The following is a 17178-nucleotide window of genomic DNA, read 5'->3' on the forward strand; positions in this document are numbered from 1 at the left end:
TGCCAGGACATCGTGAATGAGATGCCGCCCGCAGCGATTGCCATCTCTCGAATACACGGTGAGAACCGCCTCGAGGTACAAAGTGTCAACGTGGCCCTGCATCGGCTCGGTGGTCGCTTCGAAGATCAATCAGCTGGGGACGCTGCGCCGGCCAAAACAGATGTGGCGAGCGTTTTCGGCGTGTGAGGCATGAACGGTGTCGAACACCATCTACCCGAACTGTTGATGAGCGGTATTGAATGATTGGAAACCACTGATCGGAGCGAGGAACAATGGTAACGATTCTTCGGGGTGATGGTGCGGAAATTTATGAGACGAAGGGCGGGATCACCGTCACCCGGCAGCGCCGGCCGACGCCGTATGCGGATGCGGTTTCGTCCTATATCGACAAGCTCGATGAGCGCCGCGGCGCGGTCTTCTCGTCAAATTACGAATATCCCGGCCGCTACACCCGCTGGGATACCGCCATCGTCGATCCGCCGCTCGGTCTGTCCTGTTTCGGTCGCGATGTATGGATCGAGGCCTACAACGAGCGCGGCGAGGTCATTCTCGGTTTCATCGCGGAAAAGCTGAAGACGGTTTCCGAATTGGTGCTTGGCGCTTCCACGGCCCGCCGCCTCGACCTGACTGTGAAGACGCCGGATCGCCTCTTTGCCGAGGAAGAACGTTCGAAGGCGCCGACGGTCTTTACCGTGCTGCGGGCAGTGACCGATCTCTTCTACTCGCAGCCCGATACCAGCATCGGCTTCTACGGCGCCTTCGGCTACGATCTCGCCTTCCAGTTCGAGGCGATCGATCTGAAGCTCAAGCGTCCCGCCGATCAGCGCGACATGGTGCTTTATCTGCCCGATGAAATCCTTGTGGTCGACAACTACGCCGCCAAGGCCTGGGTCGATCGTTACGATTTCGCCAAGGGCGGCGTCTCCACCGAAGGCAAGTCGGGCGAGATCGCCGCCGAGCCCTTCCGCCAGACGGACGCCATTCCGCCGAAGAGCGATCATTGGCCCGGGGAATATGCCGAGCTGGTGGTCAAGGCGAAGGAGAGCTTCCGCAAGGGCGATCTCTTCGAAGTCGTTCCCGGCCAGAAGTTCATGGAGCGCTGCGAGAGCAAGCCTTCCGATATTTCCAAACGCTTAAAGGCGACGAATCCCTCGCCCTACTCATTCTTCATCAATCTCGGCAATCAGGAATATCTCGTCGGCGCTTCGCCGGAAATGTTTGTCCGCGTTTCCGGCTGCCGCATCGAAACCTGCCCGATTTCGGGCACAATCAAGCGCGGCGACGATCCGATCGCCGACAGCGAGCAGATCCTGAAGCTTCTGAACTCCAAGAAGGACGAATCCGAGCTCACCATGTGCTCGGACGTCGACCGCAACGACAAGAGCCGCGTCTGTGTGCCGGGCTCGGTCAAGGTCATCGGCCGCCGCCAGATCGAAATGTATTCGCGGCTGATCCATACGGTCGACCATATCGAAGGGCGGCTCCGCGACGACATGGACGCCTTCGACGGGTTCCTGAGCCACGCCTGGGCGGTGACCGTCACCGGCGCGCCGAAGCTCTGGGCGATGCGCTTCATCGAGAACCATGAAAAGAGCCCGCGCGCCTGGTATGGTGGAGCCATCGGCATGGTCGGCTTCAACGGTGACATGAACACCGGACTGACGCTGCGTACGATCCGCATCAAGGACGGGATCGCCGAGGTGAGGGCGGGCGCGACCCTGCTCTATGATTCCAATCCCGAAGAAGAAGAAGCCGAAACCGAATTGAAGGCCTCAGCCATGCTTGCAGCCATTCGCGATGCCAAAGCCGCCAACAGCGCCCGGGCGGCGCGCGATGGCGCGCCCGTCGGCGCCGGGGTCAACATCCTGCTCGTCGATCACGAGGACAGCTTCGTCCACACGCTGGCGAATTATTTCCGCCAGACCGGTGCGACGGTCACTACCGTGCGCACGCCGGCGCCGGAAGAGGTCTTTGATCGTCTGGACCCCGATCTGGTGGTGCTGTCGCCCGGCCCCGGCAATCCGAAGACCTTCGACTGCAGGGCGACGATCAAGAAGGCGCGGGCGCGCGACCTGCCGATCTTCGGCGTCTGCCTGGGCCTGCAGGCGCTCGCCGAGGCCTATGGCGGTGACCTCAGGCAGCTGGCCGTGCCAATGCATGGGAAGCCGTCGTGCATCCGCGTTCTAGAGCCCGGCGTCGTCTTTTCCGGCCTCGGCAAGGAAGTGACGGTCGGCCGTTATCACTCGATCTTTGCCGATCCCTCCAATCTGCCGCGCGAGTTCACGATTACGGCCGAAAGCGAGGACGGTACGATCATGGGCATCGAGCACGTGAAGGAGCCGGTGGCGGCCGTGCAGTTCCACCCGGAATCCATCATGACGCTCGGCGGCGATGCCGGCATGCGTATGATCGAGAATGTTGTCGCGCATCTGGCGCGGCGGGCGTAAACGAAGGCCCCGTGACGCAAAATCATAGCCACTGCTGCTTGGATAATGCCCATGCACCAGAAAAAAGAGGGCTTCCTCCCTTTGTGTGGTGGTCGGCATTTTTCGATCGGCATCATCCGTGCCGGCGCCGTTGATGCCCATGATGCACCAGCGTTCGCGCCTACGTACCGTGAGTCGAGGCCGTGATAAATCGTCCGACTGCCTTAGGCCTTGTGGACATTCTTGAGGTTGACGACGTCTTCGCCGGAGCGTAAAGCCGGCAGGAATTCAAAGGCAACCGCCTAGCGGCGGCGCGGCGGCTCGACGCGCGGTCGATCTTTTCGAGCTTCTTAACTCGCCTTTGACCTTGCAAGGCGTGAGAGGCGCGCGCTCGCGCAGCTCCGCCGCCACGGCGCTGACCGGTCCTGCCCCTTCCATCACTTCAGCGACGGCCGAATGTCCAGCCATTTCGCCGACATCCTGATCGAAATAGCCGATCGTCATGCCCTTCTCGACCGAAACCTGCCCCTCGTCGGGCAGTTCCTCGCTGGTGGTCATCCGAAAGTTCGTCGTCTTTCCCACCCCCCTTCGGGCCGACAAGACCAATCTTCTCGCCACGGTTCAACGCTGCTCAGGCTTCAATGTAGAGGATGCGGTGGCTGTTGGACTGCTGATATTATCGAACGGATCCTGGGGAAGACGGCCTGGTTGATTGCCGGCACCCCTAGCCACGGGCTGGTTGCAATTGTCACGCAAACCGGCGCATTCTTCTCGATTCCTGAGCGTATGGACCGGGTGGCTGCCCTCCTGCCCTGAGCCGAAAATGAAAAGCCTGCTGCGGGAGGAGGTGCGGCAGGCTTTCCGAAAAGAGCTGAACAGCAATTGGGAGGAGGAGTGGGCCGCGTGAAACACCGAAACTCTGCGCGAGGAGGTGCATTACTTCGACGAAGACAATCATAAGTCATGAAATAAATTCATGGTTGTGTGCCGCTCAGTCGGCGGACCCCTTGAAACGCCGGCAGTGCGCCCCTTTGAGCAGGGCGAGGAGGCCGGCAGCTTCCGGCGGGCGGCCATCACATTTGAACACCGCACGGCCGGCAGCGTCGAGGACCAGCACTTCAATCCGGTGGCGGTTCACTGTCGATGGACCGTAGCCAACAGCGAGGTCGAGCGCCGCGCGCAGTCCATTCCAGTCGCAGGTTGCCCTGAGCAGCGCCACATCCGGCGTAAACGCCATGCCTCGGTCGACGCCGTAGCGGCGTAGCCGAGCCGGGGTGTCCCATGATGGGTCGTAAGTCATGCCAAAGATGCCGACCGCCAATCCTTCGGCTGCAGCGAGCTGCGCTGTCGCAGCCAGGACCGAGACGGTGCGCGAGCATTTCAGCGGATTCATACAGCGCGTGTAGAAGAACGCCAGCACTGAAGGGCGTCCGAGCAGTCGCGCGCCTAAGGTCGCCTCGCCGCCGTCTTGATCCTCTATCGGAGCCGCCCAGATTTCGGCAGGAAGAATCTTGGCCGGCGCGTGACCTAGCTCCGCCGCATCGCAACAGCTGGATGCGGCGCCGATGATGGCCCCATTGCGCAGGGCTTGGGCAAGGCGACCACTTGCAGCCTCCGTCGCAGAGAGCGATGGTGGTGCAGTCGCCGCCTCATCATCGCAGCAGCAGGCCTTTTTCATCGTGGGGCCCTCACTCTCGCCGGCGGCAAGTCCTTCCCTCACAGCACGAGCAAAACCCTCCGGCGCGGCCGCTATCCGTTCCGCGCAGTCCGCCGCACCGAGCCCGTTCTTCCGCGCCACCATGAGGAAAGCACGGGCAAGCTCAGTCATCGCCGTCTCCGAAATGTCGGGGCGGGTGCCGGCCGCGATTCGATCGAACCAGACCTTCTGGTCACGACCCCGAAGGCGCTGGGCGGCGGCGGCTAGCACATCAAGCCAGACGCGATCCGGCGCGTCGAGTGCGGCGACGAGGCGCGCAGCGGCTGCGACTGGGCCGGGCGCATTCCCAGTCCCGATCTCCTCTCGCGCTGCGGCAAGGCCAAATTCCGGCGCCGTGCGCGCCAACGCGGCAAATGCATAAGCCCTCACCCGATCGACATCGGCAGAACCTAAGCCAGCGTAGATTGGGTCGCTGTCGCGAAAGTACCGCGTCAAATCCTCACCAGGAGAGCGACCCGCTGCGGCGCGATCAATCTCCCTCGCAAGCGCCTGTAGCTCGAGCGCTACCATGAACGTTACTCCGATCTGCGCTGCGTCGAAAAATAACGCTGGGCCGCATCTTTCAAACGTTTCGACTTCGTTCGGCGCTGGGCAGTATCGATCGCACCTTCGAGATTATGTGCTGGGCTTATTGTCTGGGCCATGCCGACGAGGGCGGCCTTCAAAGTTGCGCTGTCGCTGCGGTCGGTTAGCACGTCGCGCGCCGTCTGGGCGAATTGTTCGGCGTCCAGAGCTTTCAGTCCAGCGGCGGTAATCCGGCGCAACTTCTCGCCGACTGTCTTGTCGTGGACAAGCTGCGATAGCAGCGGCGCACTTTTCGGATCAGTCCCGAGGATACGAACAGCTTCCTCGCGAGCGGGCGGCGATAACTGGTCAAACTGATTGCGCACGAGGTTGGCGGCATTGGTATGATCGTCAAGGCCGAGAAGCTGTACCGCCTTTGCCTGGCTGACGGGTGCCTTCTCAGGAGTAACCAGAGCCCCGGTCAAGATGTCGCGGGCGTAATCATCGCTCTCCTGCGCCAGATATTCCAGCGCCTTCTGACGCAGCCCCGGCGATTTGTCATCGGCCAGCGCGCGAATGGCGTCGATCACCTGGGGGCGGAAGTCGGCAAACGCGCGGCCGACGAATTCCGCCGTTGCCAGCATGTCCAGCGCGGCACTGCGCACCGCGACAGTCTCGCTCTTGCGACCAATCAGCTCGAGCAGATAGTGTATGCGTTCGGCGAGGTTGCGAGAGTTTAGCTCTATCTTGCAGACGGCCTCAGCTCTTGCATCGGCGCCCGCCTTACCCTTGCCTGGTATGTCGGCGGGCGCGGCGTAGACGTAACCAGCCTCCCTCGCCTTCGCGACTTGATCCTGCTGCTGTCTGCGATAGTCCTTGATATCCATGGTCGCAGCCTCAAACGATTCCGGCGGGGAGTTCGAAGGGCACGTCGTCGTAGTCGAAGCCCAAGGGATCGCCGCCCAATATGCCTTGGTAATCTATCATGTCACTCACCATCGGTGAGGGTCCCGGCCGCGCGACGACGGGTGAAGGCGCTAAAGTTCCACCTGGTACAGTAGCTGGCCGAGGGTCACCGGTGACCTGGTTCCACGGCCACATTGTGTCGCCGAGCTGGTGCCCGATCCGCCCGCTGTCCGAGGGGCTGAAAGCCTCGGCCTCCGCCGGATCGAATAGTTCGTTGAGCCACTGCCACTTAGCCCAGATCCGATCCACATTGCAATGCAGCATGAAGAACAACGGATCTCGGGCGGCGAGTGGGATACGTCTAATGAAGCTCGATCCCGGAAAACTGGTGTGCGCCCTGCCGTGAGGGTTGCCTTCCATGGCTGCAAAGTTGCGGTATTGCGTGACGCCCGGAAACGGGGCGAGAGCCAGGGTGTCCGCCTCGCTCAGTACCGAGGAAGGACGCGCCCCGGCAGAGAAACCCATGCTGCGGATTATGCCGATCTGGTTGTCGGTAACCCAGCTCTCCAATGGGTGGCCGGCAGTGAAGAGAAGACGGCCGTTCGCGTTCGGCACCCCCATAAAGGCTGTGGTGAAGATACTCGGCGCCGGCTCGTCAAAGCGCCAGTAGGGCAGCGCCACGGACGGGTCGATCGCCTGCAACTCCCGTTCGAGATCAAGTAGATAACACCGATGCCACGGAAGGAAGCCGACATCGAAATGCGCCTCGTCGGAGGCAGGGCTGTCCACATGCATATCGCGGAAATCACGGAACCGCCCGCTGCCGGCTGCATTGAGCGTGCCCATCGCCGTTAGGAAACGATCGCGCTCACCATCGGTGAGCCCGTTGGCGTTCTTGCGCACACGCACCATAGCGGGCTGGTTCGCCAGCTGTGCGCCGCTGGACACGTCCTCGATGGTATAGCCGCTGTCGCCGTCTTGAGTACTGGCGGTGCCGAACAGGCCGGCGACCCAGACGTCGACCGGACTGCCATCCAGAGGCAGGTCGACTTCCAGCGTGTGCTGCATCGGCCCTGCTCGCGTGACTGAGAACCGCAATTCCACCGCCGTGCGGCTTGCAAAACGCACACGCGCTGCGTTTGCAGCCTGAGCGTCAACGAGTCGGACGGAGAGCTTGCGCGGGGTCCAATTGAGATAGGCTATGCCATTGGCATGCATAGATGCAAAGTCGACATCGATAATCATTGCGAGTTGCCTTGATTACTGGCGCTGCCTAGCCCACCTGCAGTAGTCACTCGACCGAGTACCCGGCCAACGCGGACGGGCTGTTTTCAGCCAATACGGCCCGCTGCTCTTTAGTGCCACGATGATCCGCTTCGGCACGTCGAGCTCGCCACCCGGTCGATCAATCTCAACCAGCCGAGAAGAGATTGCGTTGCGTGAACTATGCACTTGATGCTAGAATAATTCAATTCTAATTTAGCAAGAATTCAGTGCCGCTCGTCCAGTGCGCGCCACCTTCGAGGATTCGGGGCAATCTACGGCAGTAGGAGACGGGGGACTCGTCGAAACCATGGTGGAGGTTGCGTGAACTGTGTCACCAGCAGACCGCTGGCAAACCCGACGAGAACTCGCTTCTGCCAGACCGTTCTCGCAGCGGCACTCAGCCGCTCTGTCGGATAGCAAACTCGAACTTACTAGAAGCGCGGCTCCTTGGGAGTGGAATATGAGTAGAGCCTCCGGTCGGAATATTGTGAAGCAACAGCTCACTCTGGAGACGCGCAAGAAACTCTACTCGACCCGCCGACTCCTGCCGCTCAGCAAATCCCTTCAGTTCTACTGGTTTGAAAAAAACGGCCAGCGAATTTACACCTGTCATTCCAGCGACATCGTCAATCACGAATTCGGGCATGCCGTACTCGACGGGCTGAGGCCTTATTATTTCGAGTCCATTCTTTCCCAAACAGCCGGATTTCACGAGTTCCTCGGAGACCTGACGGCGATCCTGATGGCGTTCCGCAATAATGGCTTTCGCGAGAGCGTCATCGTCGAAAGCGCCGGCGACCTCGCTTCAGGCTCATTGTTGTCATCGCTTGCCCAACAATTCGGAGATGCCGTGGTCGGACAGCCCTACCTCAGATCCGCGCGCAATCAGCTGACAATGAAAGACGTCGCACGCGAAACTGCGACCGCATCTGGTTCCCAGGTTCTGACTGGCGCGATGTTCGACATCATCATTGCTCTCCTCGGAAAATATAAGCAACGGCAGGAGGATCGACTAAAGGCCGATCCCACTGCCAAGACCTCGTCACTCGCACAAATGTTCTGGTTCACGATCCAGCGTATGCAGATGATGGCGATCCAACCTCTCGATCTACTGCCTCCCTGCGACGTCACGTTTCGTGACTATGCTCTGGCGGTATTGAGAGCAGAGCAGGTGGTCAACCCGACGGATCCGAACGGATGCCGAGCTATGATGCTCGACGTGTTTATCAAGCGCGGCATCCTCGACGAGGCCGAACGCGCGCCTGTGCTTGCCGCTGCGGCCGTTTTCGACCGCCCGCAACTGACTATTCTTCACAGCATAGATTCGATCGGTGCCTCACGCGGGGGCGCCTACCGCTTCGTCGACGACAACCGCAGCGACCTTTTCATTCCAGCTACAGCGGACGTGGTCGTCGCCGAAATTGCCCGCGCGAACAAGCACACGACTAAGGCCCGGCAAATGCCCGACCAGATCGTGGTGCAATACATGGGGTGAGACAGGTCGACAGTCGATAGGGGTGTTGTCGGCCCTTTGTAAGTGCCGTGGCAGAACAAACAAAGCATTCAGGAGCTTCGCGATGAACCCGTTTCTCGTTTTCCCGGTGCCACCAGAACTTCCTCGCATGCCGGACCGCCTCTACGCGAAATTGGACGACGTGATGGAAGACGTTAAGAGAGGCAGGAACGAGTTGCTGCTCGGCGCCGTCGATGCCGACTGGTTTGATCGACCGGGCAACTTCGGTCTCCTGGGTAGAGGCGACACCCGCCTGCGTGCGATCGATTTGGCACCCATTTTCTTTCTCGAGATCGATATATTCGGTCAGGCAGGCGGCCCTTGGGTAGTCGCGACTGGCGAGCGGATCGGAGACCAGTGGATCGAGATCATCATTGCTCCGAGCGGCGATTCGAGGCTTTACCGGAATTTGTTCGGCGACCCGGAGCCAGTGACGGTCCTGTCCGCCCATGTGGTTTCGACCCAAACATCCGACGCTCTGGACGAAATGCACAGTCTGGATGAATGGACAATATCGGACGACGACCTGACCGCCCATGTCGCAAACCTCAAACATCCGAAAATCGAACGATTGGCCGTCTACGACGTCGGCCAAGGTTCGGCCAACGGCTTCAGCGAAGCCATCTGCATTCCGAGGCTCTACTTTGATTTCGGAGGCGGGAGCAGGTCGCACACGAAAACGAGACCGCACGCCATTCCTCACTTCTGCCTCAGCGCCCCGCCTCTCATGGTCTTGTCCCACTGGCATGATGATCACTGGTCGTCCGGCCCGATCGTCACGCGATCGCTGTCACTGACCTGGATCGCCCCTTTCCAGTCCGTGACCTCACCACATCTCGCCTTCGCCGCGTCGATCGTGTCCGCTGGCGGACGTTTGCTGGTGACCAGCGTCGCTTCGTTCTCGTTCGGAAACGCGCTCTTTCACCGCGCGACTGGTACGAGCAGAAACGATTCCGGCTATTGGGTCCAGGTCGACCCTCCCGGCGCGGGCGAACCGTTCTTTTTCCCAGCCGACGCGTCGTATCAACACATTGGGCCGCGGGCCCCCCTGACCGTGCAAGGGATCGCAGCGACCCATCACGGAGGAGACTGGAAGAACGCGATGCTGCCACCAAGTGCGGGAGCGGCGTCGCTGTGTCGCTCGATCTTCAGCTACGGCCTTTTCCCTACTGGGGCGTCGAATACCTATGGACATCCGACGACCAGGTCTACTGCGGACCATAACAAGGTGGGGTTCGTACAACTGGACACTCCTCTGAGGACAGGGGGCAGAAGCGGCAACGGGACTGGGCACGTGCATCTCGACTGGGCAGGGTCTGCCATCCCCAGTGCACCCTGTGGGAACAGCGCGTGCTACCAGAACCTCGATCAGGCTTAGGCCCACTCACAAATCTCAATCTTAGGTCTTCAGCATGCATGAACTGTTATCTTGAAAAGCCCAGCGCACTTCTAGCGCCTGCAATAAAAGCGGCGGTCTCCGATGCGGCTCAGACAGACGAGCAAGTGCAGCGAGACCGACCACCGCCGACCTGTAATGGCGAATACAAAGGGAGACGCACGTGCTCACGATTTCTAGGCGGCCGGGAAGGCCACCCAGTAACATTTTCATGCCGTAGCTGCGGTTGATCTCGGGATCGTAGAAGCTGGAATACGCAGTAGCCTATTATCCTATTATCTGACCAATCCGTCATTGCTCTTGATAGGCCCTGGCCATGCGGACATTTCAACGTGGGCGCCACACCGCACACCCTCATCCGCGCGCAAGTCGATGCCAGGGGCGGTCAGGGCATGACCCAGTTCCTGGATGGCTGAGGCCGGCCTGTGGCTGTCGCGCTAGCCCAGAGCTGCATTCCGCTTGCGCAAGCAGCCTCGATTACCGAGAACACGCGGTTTTCTAATGTGCTCAAGGACCCCCAAGCGCATTTTCCTTTGAAGGCCTTTCCCAGGAAAGTCATGTATTTCTTACAAAGATCCGACGTTCGGGATCACGCCCGTCGTCGAAGGTCTTGATGGCTGCCGCTCGTGCCTCGTCTGATTTTGTAAACAGGGCGGCCAGTCCGCGGCCAACGCGGTGGCCTCAGGGGAGGCATCGGGAGCCGCATTGAGCAGAATATCCTTGTCGACCTTGATCATGTGTTTGTCTCCCCCGTTTCGGACGAGGCAACTGCGACGCGCTCCTTCATGAAGTGCGGATCTTGTCGAGATCGATCTCCTCGATATCCGTTACCGGTCGGGCTCCAGCATAGCCGTAAGGTTTCAGCTCGATTTCGAGTTCCCGACGCTCTCTGACCTCGCTTTCATCAGGATCGGCACGACCGATGACCGATGAGCTCTGCGTGACGCTTGATGCGCTCTGCGATTTTCAGGTTCCGATCAGATTCAAGTCCGAAAACCGGACTGGTGAGGATGGCTTGCGGCCGTTGACCGTAGAGATCGATCCGAACATCAAGCGGAGCGACCGACATCGTTGTCGGGTCAAATTCGTCCTCCTGTTATGAGGATCGGCCCGGCCTGTCTAAGCAGTCCTCGGAAGAACCGCTTAGGAGAGCTACCTACTCCCGAAGGAGGACATACGGTCTTACCCTTTCGTGACGCGTTATCTCTTATTTTTGGGCGTTCGCGCTTTCAGAGCGGCCATCTGGCTCTCGCCGTAGTGCCCCTCCTTCGGCTGCTGTTTCGGCGGCTTCCGCTTCTGCGCGGCCCTTCCCTCAGGCGACTTTGAGGACGAAGTATTGGTTGGCTGAGACTTCTTTATCATTGGATCTTCCCCAGACAGTACAGACGAAGAACGAGGCATGTAGGACGACACCCAAGAGCAGTGCATAACGGGCCAGACTCAACCATTCGGCCTTGCCGTCATTCACAGCAGAATTTCTGTGATAGGCAGCTGTGTAATCGATGATACGTGCATCGAAGAACTCTTCGTTCGTCGGCGGAGTAGGGCCGAGTTTGGCAATAATTTCCTCCGGATCGGTCAGGGCTTCATAGGTCGCAATGTTTGTCACCAGCAGTGACAGGAAAAATGAAGCGGCCATCGCACCGAGAGCAACCGCGAACAGCGTGAAGCCCATGGCACTAAGCCCGTCTGCCTGCTTTTCAAGCACGAACAATGCGAAGCCGGAATACAGGGTGACCAGCGTCACATTGCTCCTGCTGTGCTCAAGCAGGGTCGCCGTGCGCTTCTCCTCCTCCTCGTAAACGGATTTGAAGAAGTCCATCTGTTCTTTTGTCGCCATGACCGCTCCATGCATCGGGCGGCGGCGCTGCCGCCACCCGCCAGTTAGATCCACCGGTCATTCACCCTAGAAATGGTTCAAAGAAATCTAGGTGCGCTCGAGTTTCATATCCAACGCGTTATCTCGAGCTGGCATGTTCCCGCGGCGGTCCGCTCTCCGGCTCGCCTAATTCAATATGATACCAAATTCCCCTCTCTTGCCTCGAGCAATTGTAGGCGCTTCGCATCCGATTTCAAACACAAAGAGCGTAAATCTGAGCATTGGGGCCCGAGTAGTCTTGCTCATTACCTACGGCGATGCGCCACAAGGGGATCCCTTTTTTCGGTCAAGCTGATCGAACCAGTCCGCATTAACGCAGTCGAACAGTATGACAGTTTCAGACTCTTGTATATCCAACGGCTCGACTTGGTCCACTCTAGCGAATAGCCTTGTCGGTCTTGGAGAATCAAAGGACGGTCGATTCTGAGTAAAGAAAGAACATCGCGGACCACCTTTGTAACTTGTACGGTTACGTCACTGATACCAGCTGTCATGGATTTCGTATTCGAAGTAATGGTCCTTAGTTTTCGTCCGTTTCGAAAAGTTAGCCCACTCCGCCTCTGATACATCGTCTGGTCGGATCGGCGCACCCTTGTCGCTCTGTAGAACCCTCCCACGCGCTTTCTTTTGAAGCGCGTTATAGATCGCTTTCAGCGGGTGGCGCCATGGCACCGGCTTCAGGTCCAGAGCCCAAGGTTCGTTCGCCGGAATCATGGCGGTAAATTCTTCGCGAAACTCGTCTTGTGCCATCCATGACAGGTTCGCATAGTCATCAGATGCGGCCCCGTTCAGCGTGGCATTGTGGCTGCCGTGGTGTCCCACCTTGTAAAGAACGCACCTGGAGAGGAGGTCCCGCGCCGTAATAGCGTTTGCCGGAGCATCGGGCCGCCAACTCAATTTGCTCCAGGAGACCCAGCTTCCACGTTGTGCATCACCGGCGAAGAGCAGCACTTTACCAGTATTCGGCAGCTCGAAAGCAAGCACGAGGCTCGTGTTGTTGACCTCGCTATTCAAGCGCAGCGCTAGCTCATCAGCGGTGCCCAACCAGTCATCGTCAATTCTGCGCCAATCATTGGGGTGCGGCGCGCGCGGCAGGTGACGGCGCCCGCTCCTCCGCATTGAGGGAGTTGCTTTCAATCCATAGTGCGAGATGAAAAACTGCGAAGCTTCGTCGGAAGCGGCACCGGCAATTTCGGATATCTGCAACCCATACCGTCTGCCAAATGGCCGGTCGGTCGTTGAATCCTCTTCATAGGCAGCGAGCAGCGTCCGACTTTCGCGGTCGCTAACCATACCCATCCTGAACTCTTCAGCACCTTGAGGATCCAAAGAAAGTAGGAGTGCTGCGTCGCGTGGTGGACCCAAAGCGAATACGCGGAGACCACTCACTCCAGGAACTTCATAAGGCCCTTTGTCCGGCCTCAGGAAATTAACACCTTTCTCAGCATGGTCCCGGATGAACTTTATCGCTTTTTTATTGCTGACACCTGCGATGGCCATCTGTTGTGCCTCACGTAGTGACAGGTTCGGATCAGTGGACTGCAATTGCGCAGCTCTTATGGTGACCTCTATGCCGACATCTTCTTCACCAGTGTGAAACGCGAGAGCTTCTCCGATGAACCCCAAGCCGCTCCGAAGCGCATTTCCGCTTGGGTCGCCTGTAAGGCCAATCAGCGCAAGAAGCGTGTCCTCGAATCGTTTTCGCAATTGGTTCGCCAATTCATCATTGCGGTCTTCTGTCCAAGCAAGCCACACCTCGTCGATGACAATGCTGTCCCAAGCCTTGGCCGTCGGGTCGTCTACCGAACGCGCTAGGAAACCACTAACATGATCCTCATGCTCATGCGTGACCACGACGACATGGATATGATTGTCGGTCGCTTCACCAATATCTTTGATAATCTTCTCGATCGGCCAATCGGCATTGATCTCGGATTTTTTCTTCAGGCCGCAGTCGATCAAGACATACCGGGGCGCGCCGTCGTCGCCTGGAAACGCCATAAGGAAGCAGTCTCCATGGCCCTGGCGATACATCCTTACGAGAATACTGCCAGCCGACGGGGTCAATCTTGCCATGACGCGTCCTCCTCTGAGACATGTCTATGCAACATCGCAAACGCCTCGTACTTACCTGCGTCCGAGACTACGTGGAAAGCGTCCAATGGCCGCGATCTACTCCTGGCAAGAAATTTGCGTACTTGTTCCAGTTGAGTGTTATTCGTGACGTCGCCGCGAGTGCGAATGACGCGTCGCACGCGAAAACTGCGCGCATCAATCAGCAGTGTGCAGCCCCTCCTGAAACGAAAGTCTATCTGCTCTTTCTCGTCGCCCCAAAAAGGTTCTGGCCGCCGATCCATTTCTTGTTGTTTGGTGAGGTCGAGAAACCCTGCCCGCCTTTGGACCAGTTCTACGACATATTCTCGCTCGACTTGGCCGCGAGTGCCGCGTCTGTTCGACATCCGGACGGAGTGAACCTGGATGGCAGGAAGCCGGGTAGCTCTGCTCCGATACACGGTAGAGGGCGCCTCCGCATCACGCGTAAGGCCTAACAGGCCCAGCAATTTTGCGTTGTCCGGATCGGTCAAGAGGCCCCAAAACAACTGGCCGTAGAAATTTTGAGCATGCCAAGTGATCTCTCGGTCGGCCGCCAAACCCAGTTCGAGTAGATTCTGTGACAGAATAGAGCTGGCAGAATGGGGCGGTCCGGACTCGATTTCATATTTTCCTGTTACCTTTGAAAGCTCGCGGTCAGGAACTTTTGGATCGCGCTTACCGGCAAGCCGCGCCATCATCTCACTGTTCATCAGCGCCGAAATCTGTTCGGCCATTCGGTCTAATCGATCGTTTATGTTGGTTGATACATCTGGTCGATTTTTTAACTTCTTGCGGATTGCAGACGCGTCCGCAATTAACACGCCAAGCTCGGATTCAAGTTCTTGACTGTGCTGGCTCACTCCCATGTCTGCTGCGACTTCGCGAAGAGTGGGCCAAAGGAGTGTCGACTGCGAGACTGTTTGCATGCCATGCGGCACGATCCCCCATTCAACAAAGGCTTCAAGAATGGCGACCCTGTAGTTGTGTTCGTCCTCTGGGTAGAGATCAGTGTCTGCAGTGATGATCGCTCTCAGGTAATCCCCAAACGTTATGTCGACCGGCGGGCAATAATCCAGACCGCGAATACAGATTTCAAGCAGATGGGTCGCGCTTTTGGCAGCGGCTTCAGCCAGCCTGTTCACCAAATCGGGATGAATGTCTCCGGGTGGGAGAACACCCGTGCCTTGCGTCGCAATTCTGAAAAGGTCTGCCGTTCGCGACTCATACATGTTCAGAAACGCTCGAAACACAGCTGCTACCAGAATGGCGCCTCGAGCATGTGGTCCTTTTGCTCGCGACAGTGCGGCACGATCCGGTTTCCGCAACTGCCATGTACCATTGCTATCAGGACCGCCAATGGCATCGCGTAGCGCACCACCCCGACCGAGAGCTAGTCCAAACTCCTGCGCCAATTGACCGAGCAGATGGTCGCTCCTCAAATTGCCGCGGGTTTTTGCGATCTGGCTGGTTAAGACCTGAGGGTAGGAGAAGTGCAGGAAGAGCGCGACAATATCAGCAAACCCCTCATGCAGGGCGAGCATGTCAGGATTGGTCACCTCAGACATTCGCGGATGCAAGCCGTCTAAGAGAGCGTGAGTGGTCTCATGTGCAATGACATCGTGCGAAAGACATGAGAATATGAGGCTTCCGGGGACAACGCTAGGGTGATCAGCCTCGGCCTCAAAATATCCAAACAAGAGCGCTTTCTTACTGGGGCTGTAGTAGGCGTTAGCCTCACGTAGAGCATGGGGATATATTCTTAGGCGCCTGACGAATTCATCAGATACGAACTTGCCTTGATCGTCTCTCTTCTCACGTGGCGCCCAAAGGGCAATGCGTCCAAGCGCTTTCTCAAAGGCCGCGATTGTCGACATTGCAACCGCGTACACCATCTGCTGATGAAACTGCGGATTGGATTCAGTTGGTGCCAACCCATTGCCGACGAGGAGCTTGGGATCATCCAGATTGACCGGCGGATAAAACAAGCCGCTGGCGGGATCGACGTCTATTACTTCCAAATATTCGCCGACCGGACCGGAGAAATGACCTGGCTCCGTACGGGCCTCCATTTCACCCGGTATCGTCACAACCAGTTCATTCATCTGATATGTGGAAAGTCTACGCGCAAAGCTGGGGTCAAACGCGAATACGCGTAGCTTGCGGTCAGACGACGAAGACTCTCGTGCCATTTTAGTTAACCCCCCCTTGGGCACACGCAGCCGCGACTTGTTCGATCCGTACCTATTGGCGATGCGCTCGCAAATTGGGCTATGCCTCGGGAGGGTCACCGTCTGGAGCGTCCGGTGGTCCACCCGCCGCAGGTCCAAAATATGTCCTCAGTCGCGACGCGGCGTGCGCATAGCCAGCTTTGAGCAGTAGGGTTTGCGTCCGCTTGGGCATTCGCCAGAGTCGAGTTGAAATACTCCTCGCCTCGTCAAATTCAGTTTCGGTAAGCAAAGGTGGCCGCTGGCTCTTATCATCAACGCCGGTACTCAATTGCCACATCGCGCCTTGTCTGGCGCCTGTTTTGTAAGCATGGGAGAGAATCCGCTCGCGCAAATTCTGAGACTGATCCATTGCAATATCGAGCACTCGAAGAGATTGTTGGAGCCAGTTCTGCTTTGGCTCGTCTTCGAAACTAAAAGGGTGGCCGGCATCACTCACAAGCACGGTTCGGCAACGTCGCCAGACTGTCTCGGTGCCCAAGTTGTCGTAGACGCCACCATCCGTAAGTATAGCTTTCTCGGTGTAGGGCGCGGTCGCCATTTTACCCTTCGTGTGCGCCTCTATCGTTCCCGGTGAAAGATTGACTATTGCAGGCGAGAGAAACGGTGGAAACGCCGCTGAGGCTGCAACAACATCTGCCAGTCTCAGGTCCAGCCCCGTGAACTGGCCAATCTTGTAATCCGCAATATATGCGCGCTGAAAACGAAATGCGCTCCCTGTCATCAGATTGGTCGCATTGAAAACAAAACGCGGCTTCACTGGGAGTTGAGACAGCGTCGAACCGTGCGTCAGATTTCGATCGTAGCTCCTAGCAGCTTCCTCGGCTGCCGACGTGAACGGATTCAACCCTGCAAAACCTGATGCAATGTCGATGGAGTCATCCGCTTGGGAGAGCACCGGTTCCAGAAACGTCTCGCGCAAATTGGTTACGCGGCCGTTTGGATCGAAAGAAAATTTGCCATAGGCTACTGCGAGTGCGGCTGCGGCCATTGAGCCGCCGGAAACGCTAGACACTCGATCGAGTTTGTTTAACAAGCCTAATTCATTCAGTCGAAAAATTGCGCCGGCATGGAAGAGCAGCGCACGGTATCCCCCACCAGACAGGCAGAGGCCGATTGCATCTTCCAGTTTTTCACCGTCGATCAGTGAAGTTACGTTGCTCTGATCGGAGTCAAGATCGGTTGCCTCATCGTCTGCCATAATGCGCCTCCACTGTCATCCTGAAAGCCAAAAGCGACATGCAACGCGTAG

At 58.1% G+C, this 17178-nt stretch carries 11 protein-coding genes and 1 pseudogene; 3 read left to right on the forward strand and 9 right to left on the reverse strand.

The annotated features are described in order from the left end of the window. Nucleotides 1-272 precede the first annotated feature (272 nt). Nucleotides 273-2447, forward strand: a complete 2175-nt coding sequence (locus J2Z31_RS13690; protein WP_028002637.1) for an anthranilate synthase — start codon at nt 273-275, stop codon at nt 2445-2447. Between the two features lie 120 nt (nt 2448-2567). Here the strand turns inward: J2Z31_RS13690 and J2Z31_RS13695 are convergent. From J2Z31_RS13695 to J2Z31_RS13710, 4 genes and pseudogenes are all read right to left on the reverse strand, one after another. After that, a pseudogene (locus J2Z31_RS13695) lies at nt 2568-3078 on the reverse strand (ATP-binding cassette domain-containing protein); the annotation flags it as partial. Nucleotides 3079-3417: 339 nt separating this feature from the next. Then, nucleotides 3418-4653, reverse strand: a complete 1236-nt coding sequence (locus J2Z31_RS13700) for an SCO family protein (protein WP_028002639.1) — start codon at nt 4651-4653, stop codon at nt 3418-3420. Nucleotides 4654-4658: 5 nt separating this feature from the next. Continuing rightward, complete coding sequence (locus J2Z31_RS13705; protein WP_028002640.1) at nt 4659-5534, reverse strand: HEAT repeat domain-containing protein; 876 nt, start codon at nt 5532-5534, stop codon at nt 4659-4661. 10 nt (nt 5535-5544) lie between these two features. Next, complete coding sequence (locus J2Z31_RS13710) at nt 5545-6621, reverse strand: tyrosinase family protein (protein ID WP_209602387.1); 1077 nt, start codon at nt 6619-6621, stop codon at nt 5545-5547. A gap of 526 nt (nt 6622-7147) precedes the next feature. On the opposite strand from J2Z31_RS13710, the gene J2Z31_RS13715 reads away from it, so the two are divergent. Both J2Z31_RS13715 and J2Z31_RS13720 read left to right on the forward strand, forming a co-directional pair. After that, nucleotides 7148-8314 (forward strand): gluzincin family metallopeptidase, encoded by a 1167-nt coding sequence (locus J2Z31_RS13715; protein WP_209602388.1) that lies wholly within the window; start codon nt 7148-7150, stop codon nt 8312-8314. A gap of 82 nt (nt 8315-8396) precedes the next feature. Then, nucleotides 8397-9710, forward strand: a complete 1314-nt coding sequence (locus tag J2Z31_RS13720; protein ID WP_028002642.1) for a hypothetical protein — start codon at nt 8397-8399, stop codon at nt 9708-9710. 584 nt (nt 9711-10294) lie between these two features. Here the strand turns inward: J2Z31_RS13720 and J2Z31_RS13725 are convergent. From J2Z31_RS13725 to J2Z31_RS13745, 5 genes are all read right to left on the reverse strand, one after another. After that, complete coding sequence (locus J2Z31_RS13725) at nt 10295-10465, reverse strand: hypothetical protein (protein WP_158500211.1); 171 nt, start codon at nt 10463-10465, stop codon at nt 10295-10297. A gap of 575 nt (nt 10466-11040) precedes the next feature. Then, complete coding sequence (locus tag J2Z31_RS13730) at nt 11041-11568, reverse strand: hypothetical protein (protein ID WP_028002644.1); 528 nt, start codon at nt 11566-11568, stop codon at nt 11041-11043. A gap of 513 nt (nt 11569-12081) precedes the next feature. Then, nucleotides 12082-13683: a ComEC/Rec2 family competence protein gene (locus J2Z31_RS13735; RefSeq protein ID WP_028002645.1), complete on the reverse strand. Its 1602-nt coding sequence runs from the start codon at nt 13681-13683 to the stop codon at nt 12082-12084. Then, the gene (locus J2Z31_RS13740; RefSeq protein ID WP_209602389.1) at nt 13671-15890 is read right to left on the reverse strand and encodes a gluzincin family metallopeptidase; all 2220 of its coding nucleotides are present in this window, start codon (nt 15888-15890) and stop codon (nt 13671-13673) included. Before J2Z31_RS13740 ends, J2Z31_RS13735 begins: the two co-directional genes overlap by 13 nt. A gap of 79 nt (nt 15891-15969) precedes the next feature. Next, nucleotides 15970-17127 (reverse strand): patatin-like phospholipase family protein, encoded by a 1158-nt coding sequence (locus J2Z31_RS13745; RefSeq protein WP_050577629.1) that lies wholly within the window; start codon nt 17125-17127, stop codon nt 15970-15972. Between the last annotated feature and the right edge of the window lie 51 nt (nt 17128-17178).

The organism is Sinorhizobium kostiense (genome assembly GCF_017874595.1).
In the GTDB taxonomy this organism is placed as follows: Bacteria; Pseudomonadota; Alphaproteobacteria; order Rhizobiales; family Rhizobiaceae; genus Sinorhizobium; species Sinorhizobium kostiense.

Excerpts from the sequence above, each read along its gene's own strand:
- J2Z31_RS13690 (WP_028002637.1), top strand. The coding sequence starts at position 273 with ATGGTAACGATTCTTCGGGGTGATGGTGCGGAAATTTATGAGACGAAG.
- J2Z31_RS13700 (WP_028002639.1), bottom strand. The coding sequence starts at position 4,653 with ATGGTAGCGCTCGAGCTACAGGCGCTTGCGAGGGAGATTGATCGCGCC.
- J2Z31_RS13705 (WP_028002640.1), bottom strand. The coding sequence starts at position 5,534 with ATGGATATCAAGGACTATCGCAGACAGCAGCAGGATCAAGTCGCGAAG.
- J2Z31_RS13710 (WP_209602387.1), bottom strand. The coding sequence starts at position 6,621 with ATGCAGCACACGCTGGAAGTCGACCTGCCTCTGGATGGCAGTCCGGTC.
- J2Z31_RS13720 (WP_028002642.1), top strand. The coding sequence starts at position 8,397 with ATGAACCCGTTTCTCGTTTTCCCGGTGCCACCAGAACTTCCTCGCATG.
- J2Z31_RS13725 (WP_158500211.1), bottom strand. The coding sequence starts at position 10,465 with ATGATCAAGGTCGACAAGGATATTCTGCTCAATGCGGCTCCCGATGCC.
- J2Z31_RS13730 (WP_028002644.1), bottom strand. The coding sequence starts at position 11,568 with ATGGCGACAAAAGAACAGATGGACTTCTTCAAATCCGTTTACGAGGAG.
- J2Z31_RS13735 (WP_028002645.1), bottom strand. The coding sequence starts at position 13,683 with ATGGCAAGATTGACCCCGTCGGCTGGCAGTATTCTCGTAAGGATGTAT.
- J2Z31_RS13740 (WP_209602389.1), bottom strand. The coding sequence starts at position 15,890 with ATGGCACGAGAGTCTTCGTCGTCTGACCGCAAGCTACGCGTATTCGCG.
- J2Z31_RS13745 (WP_050577629.1), bottom strand. The coding sequence starts at position 17,127 with ATGGCAGACGATGAGGCAACCGATCTTGACTCCGATCAGAGCAACGTA.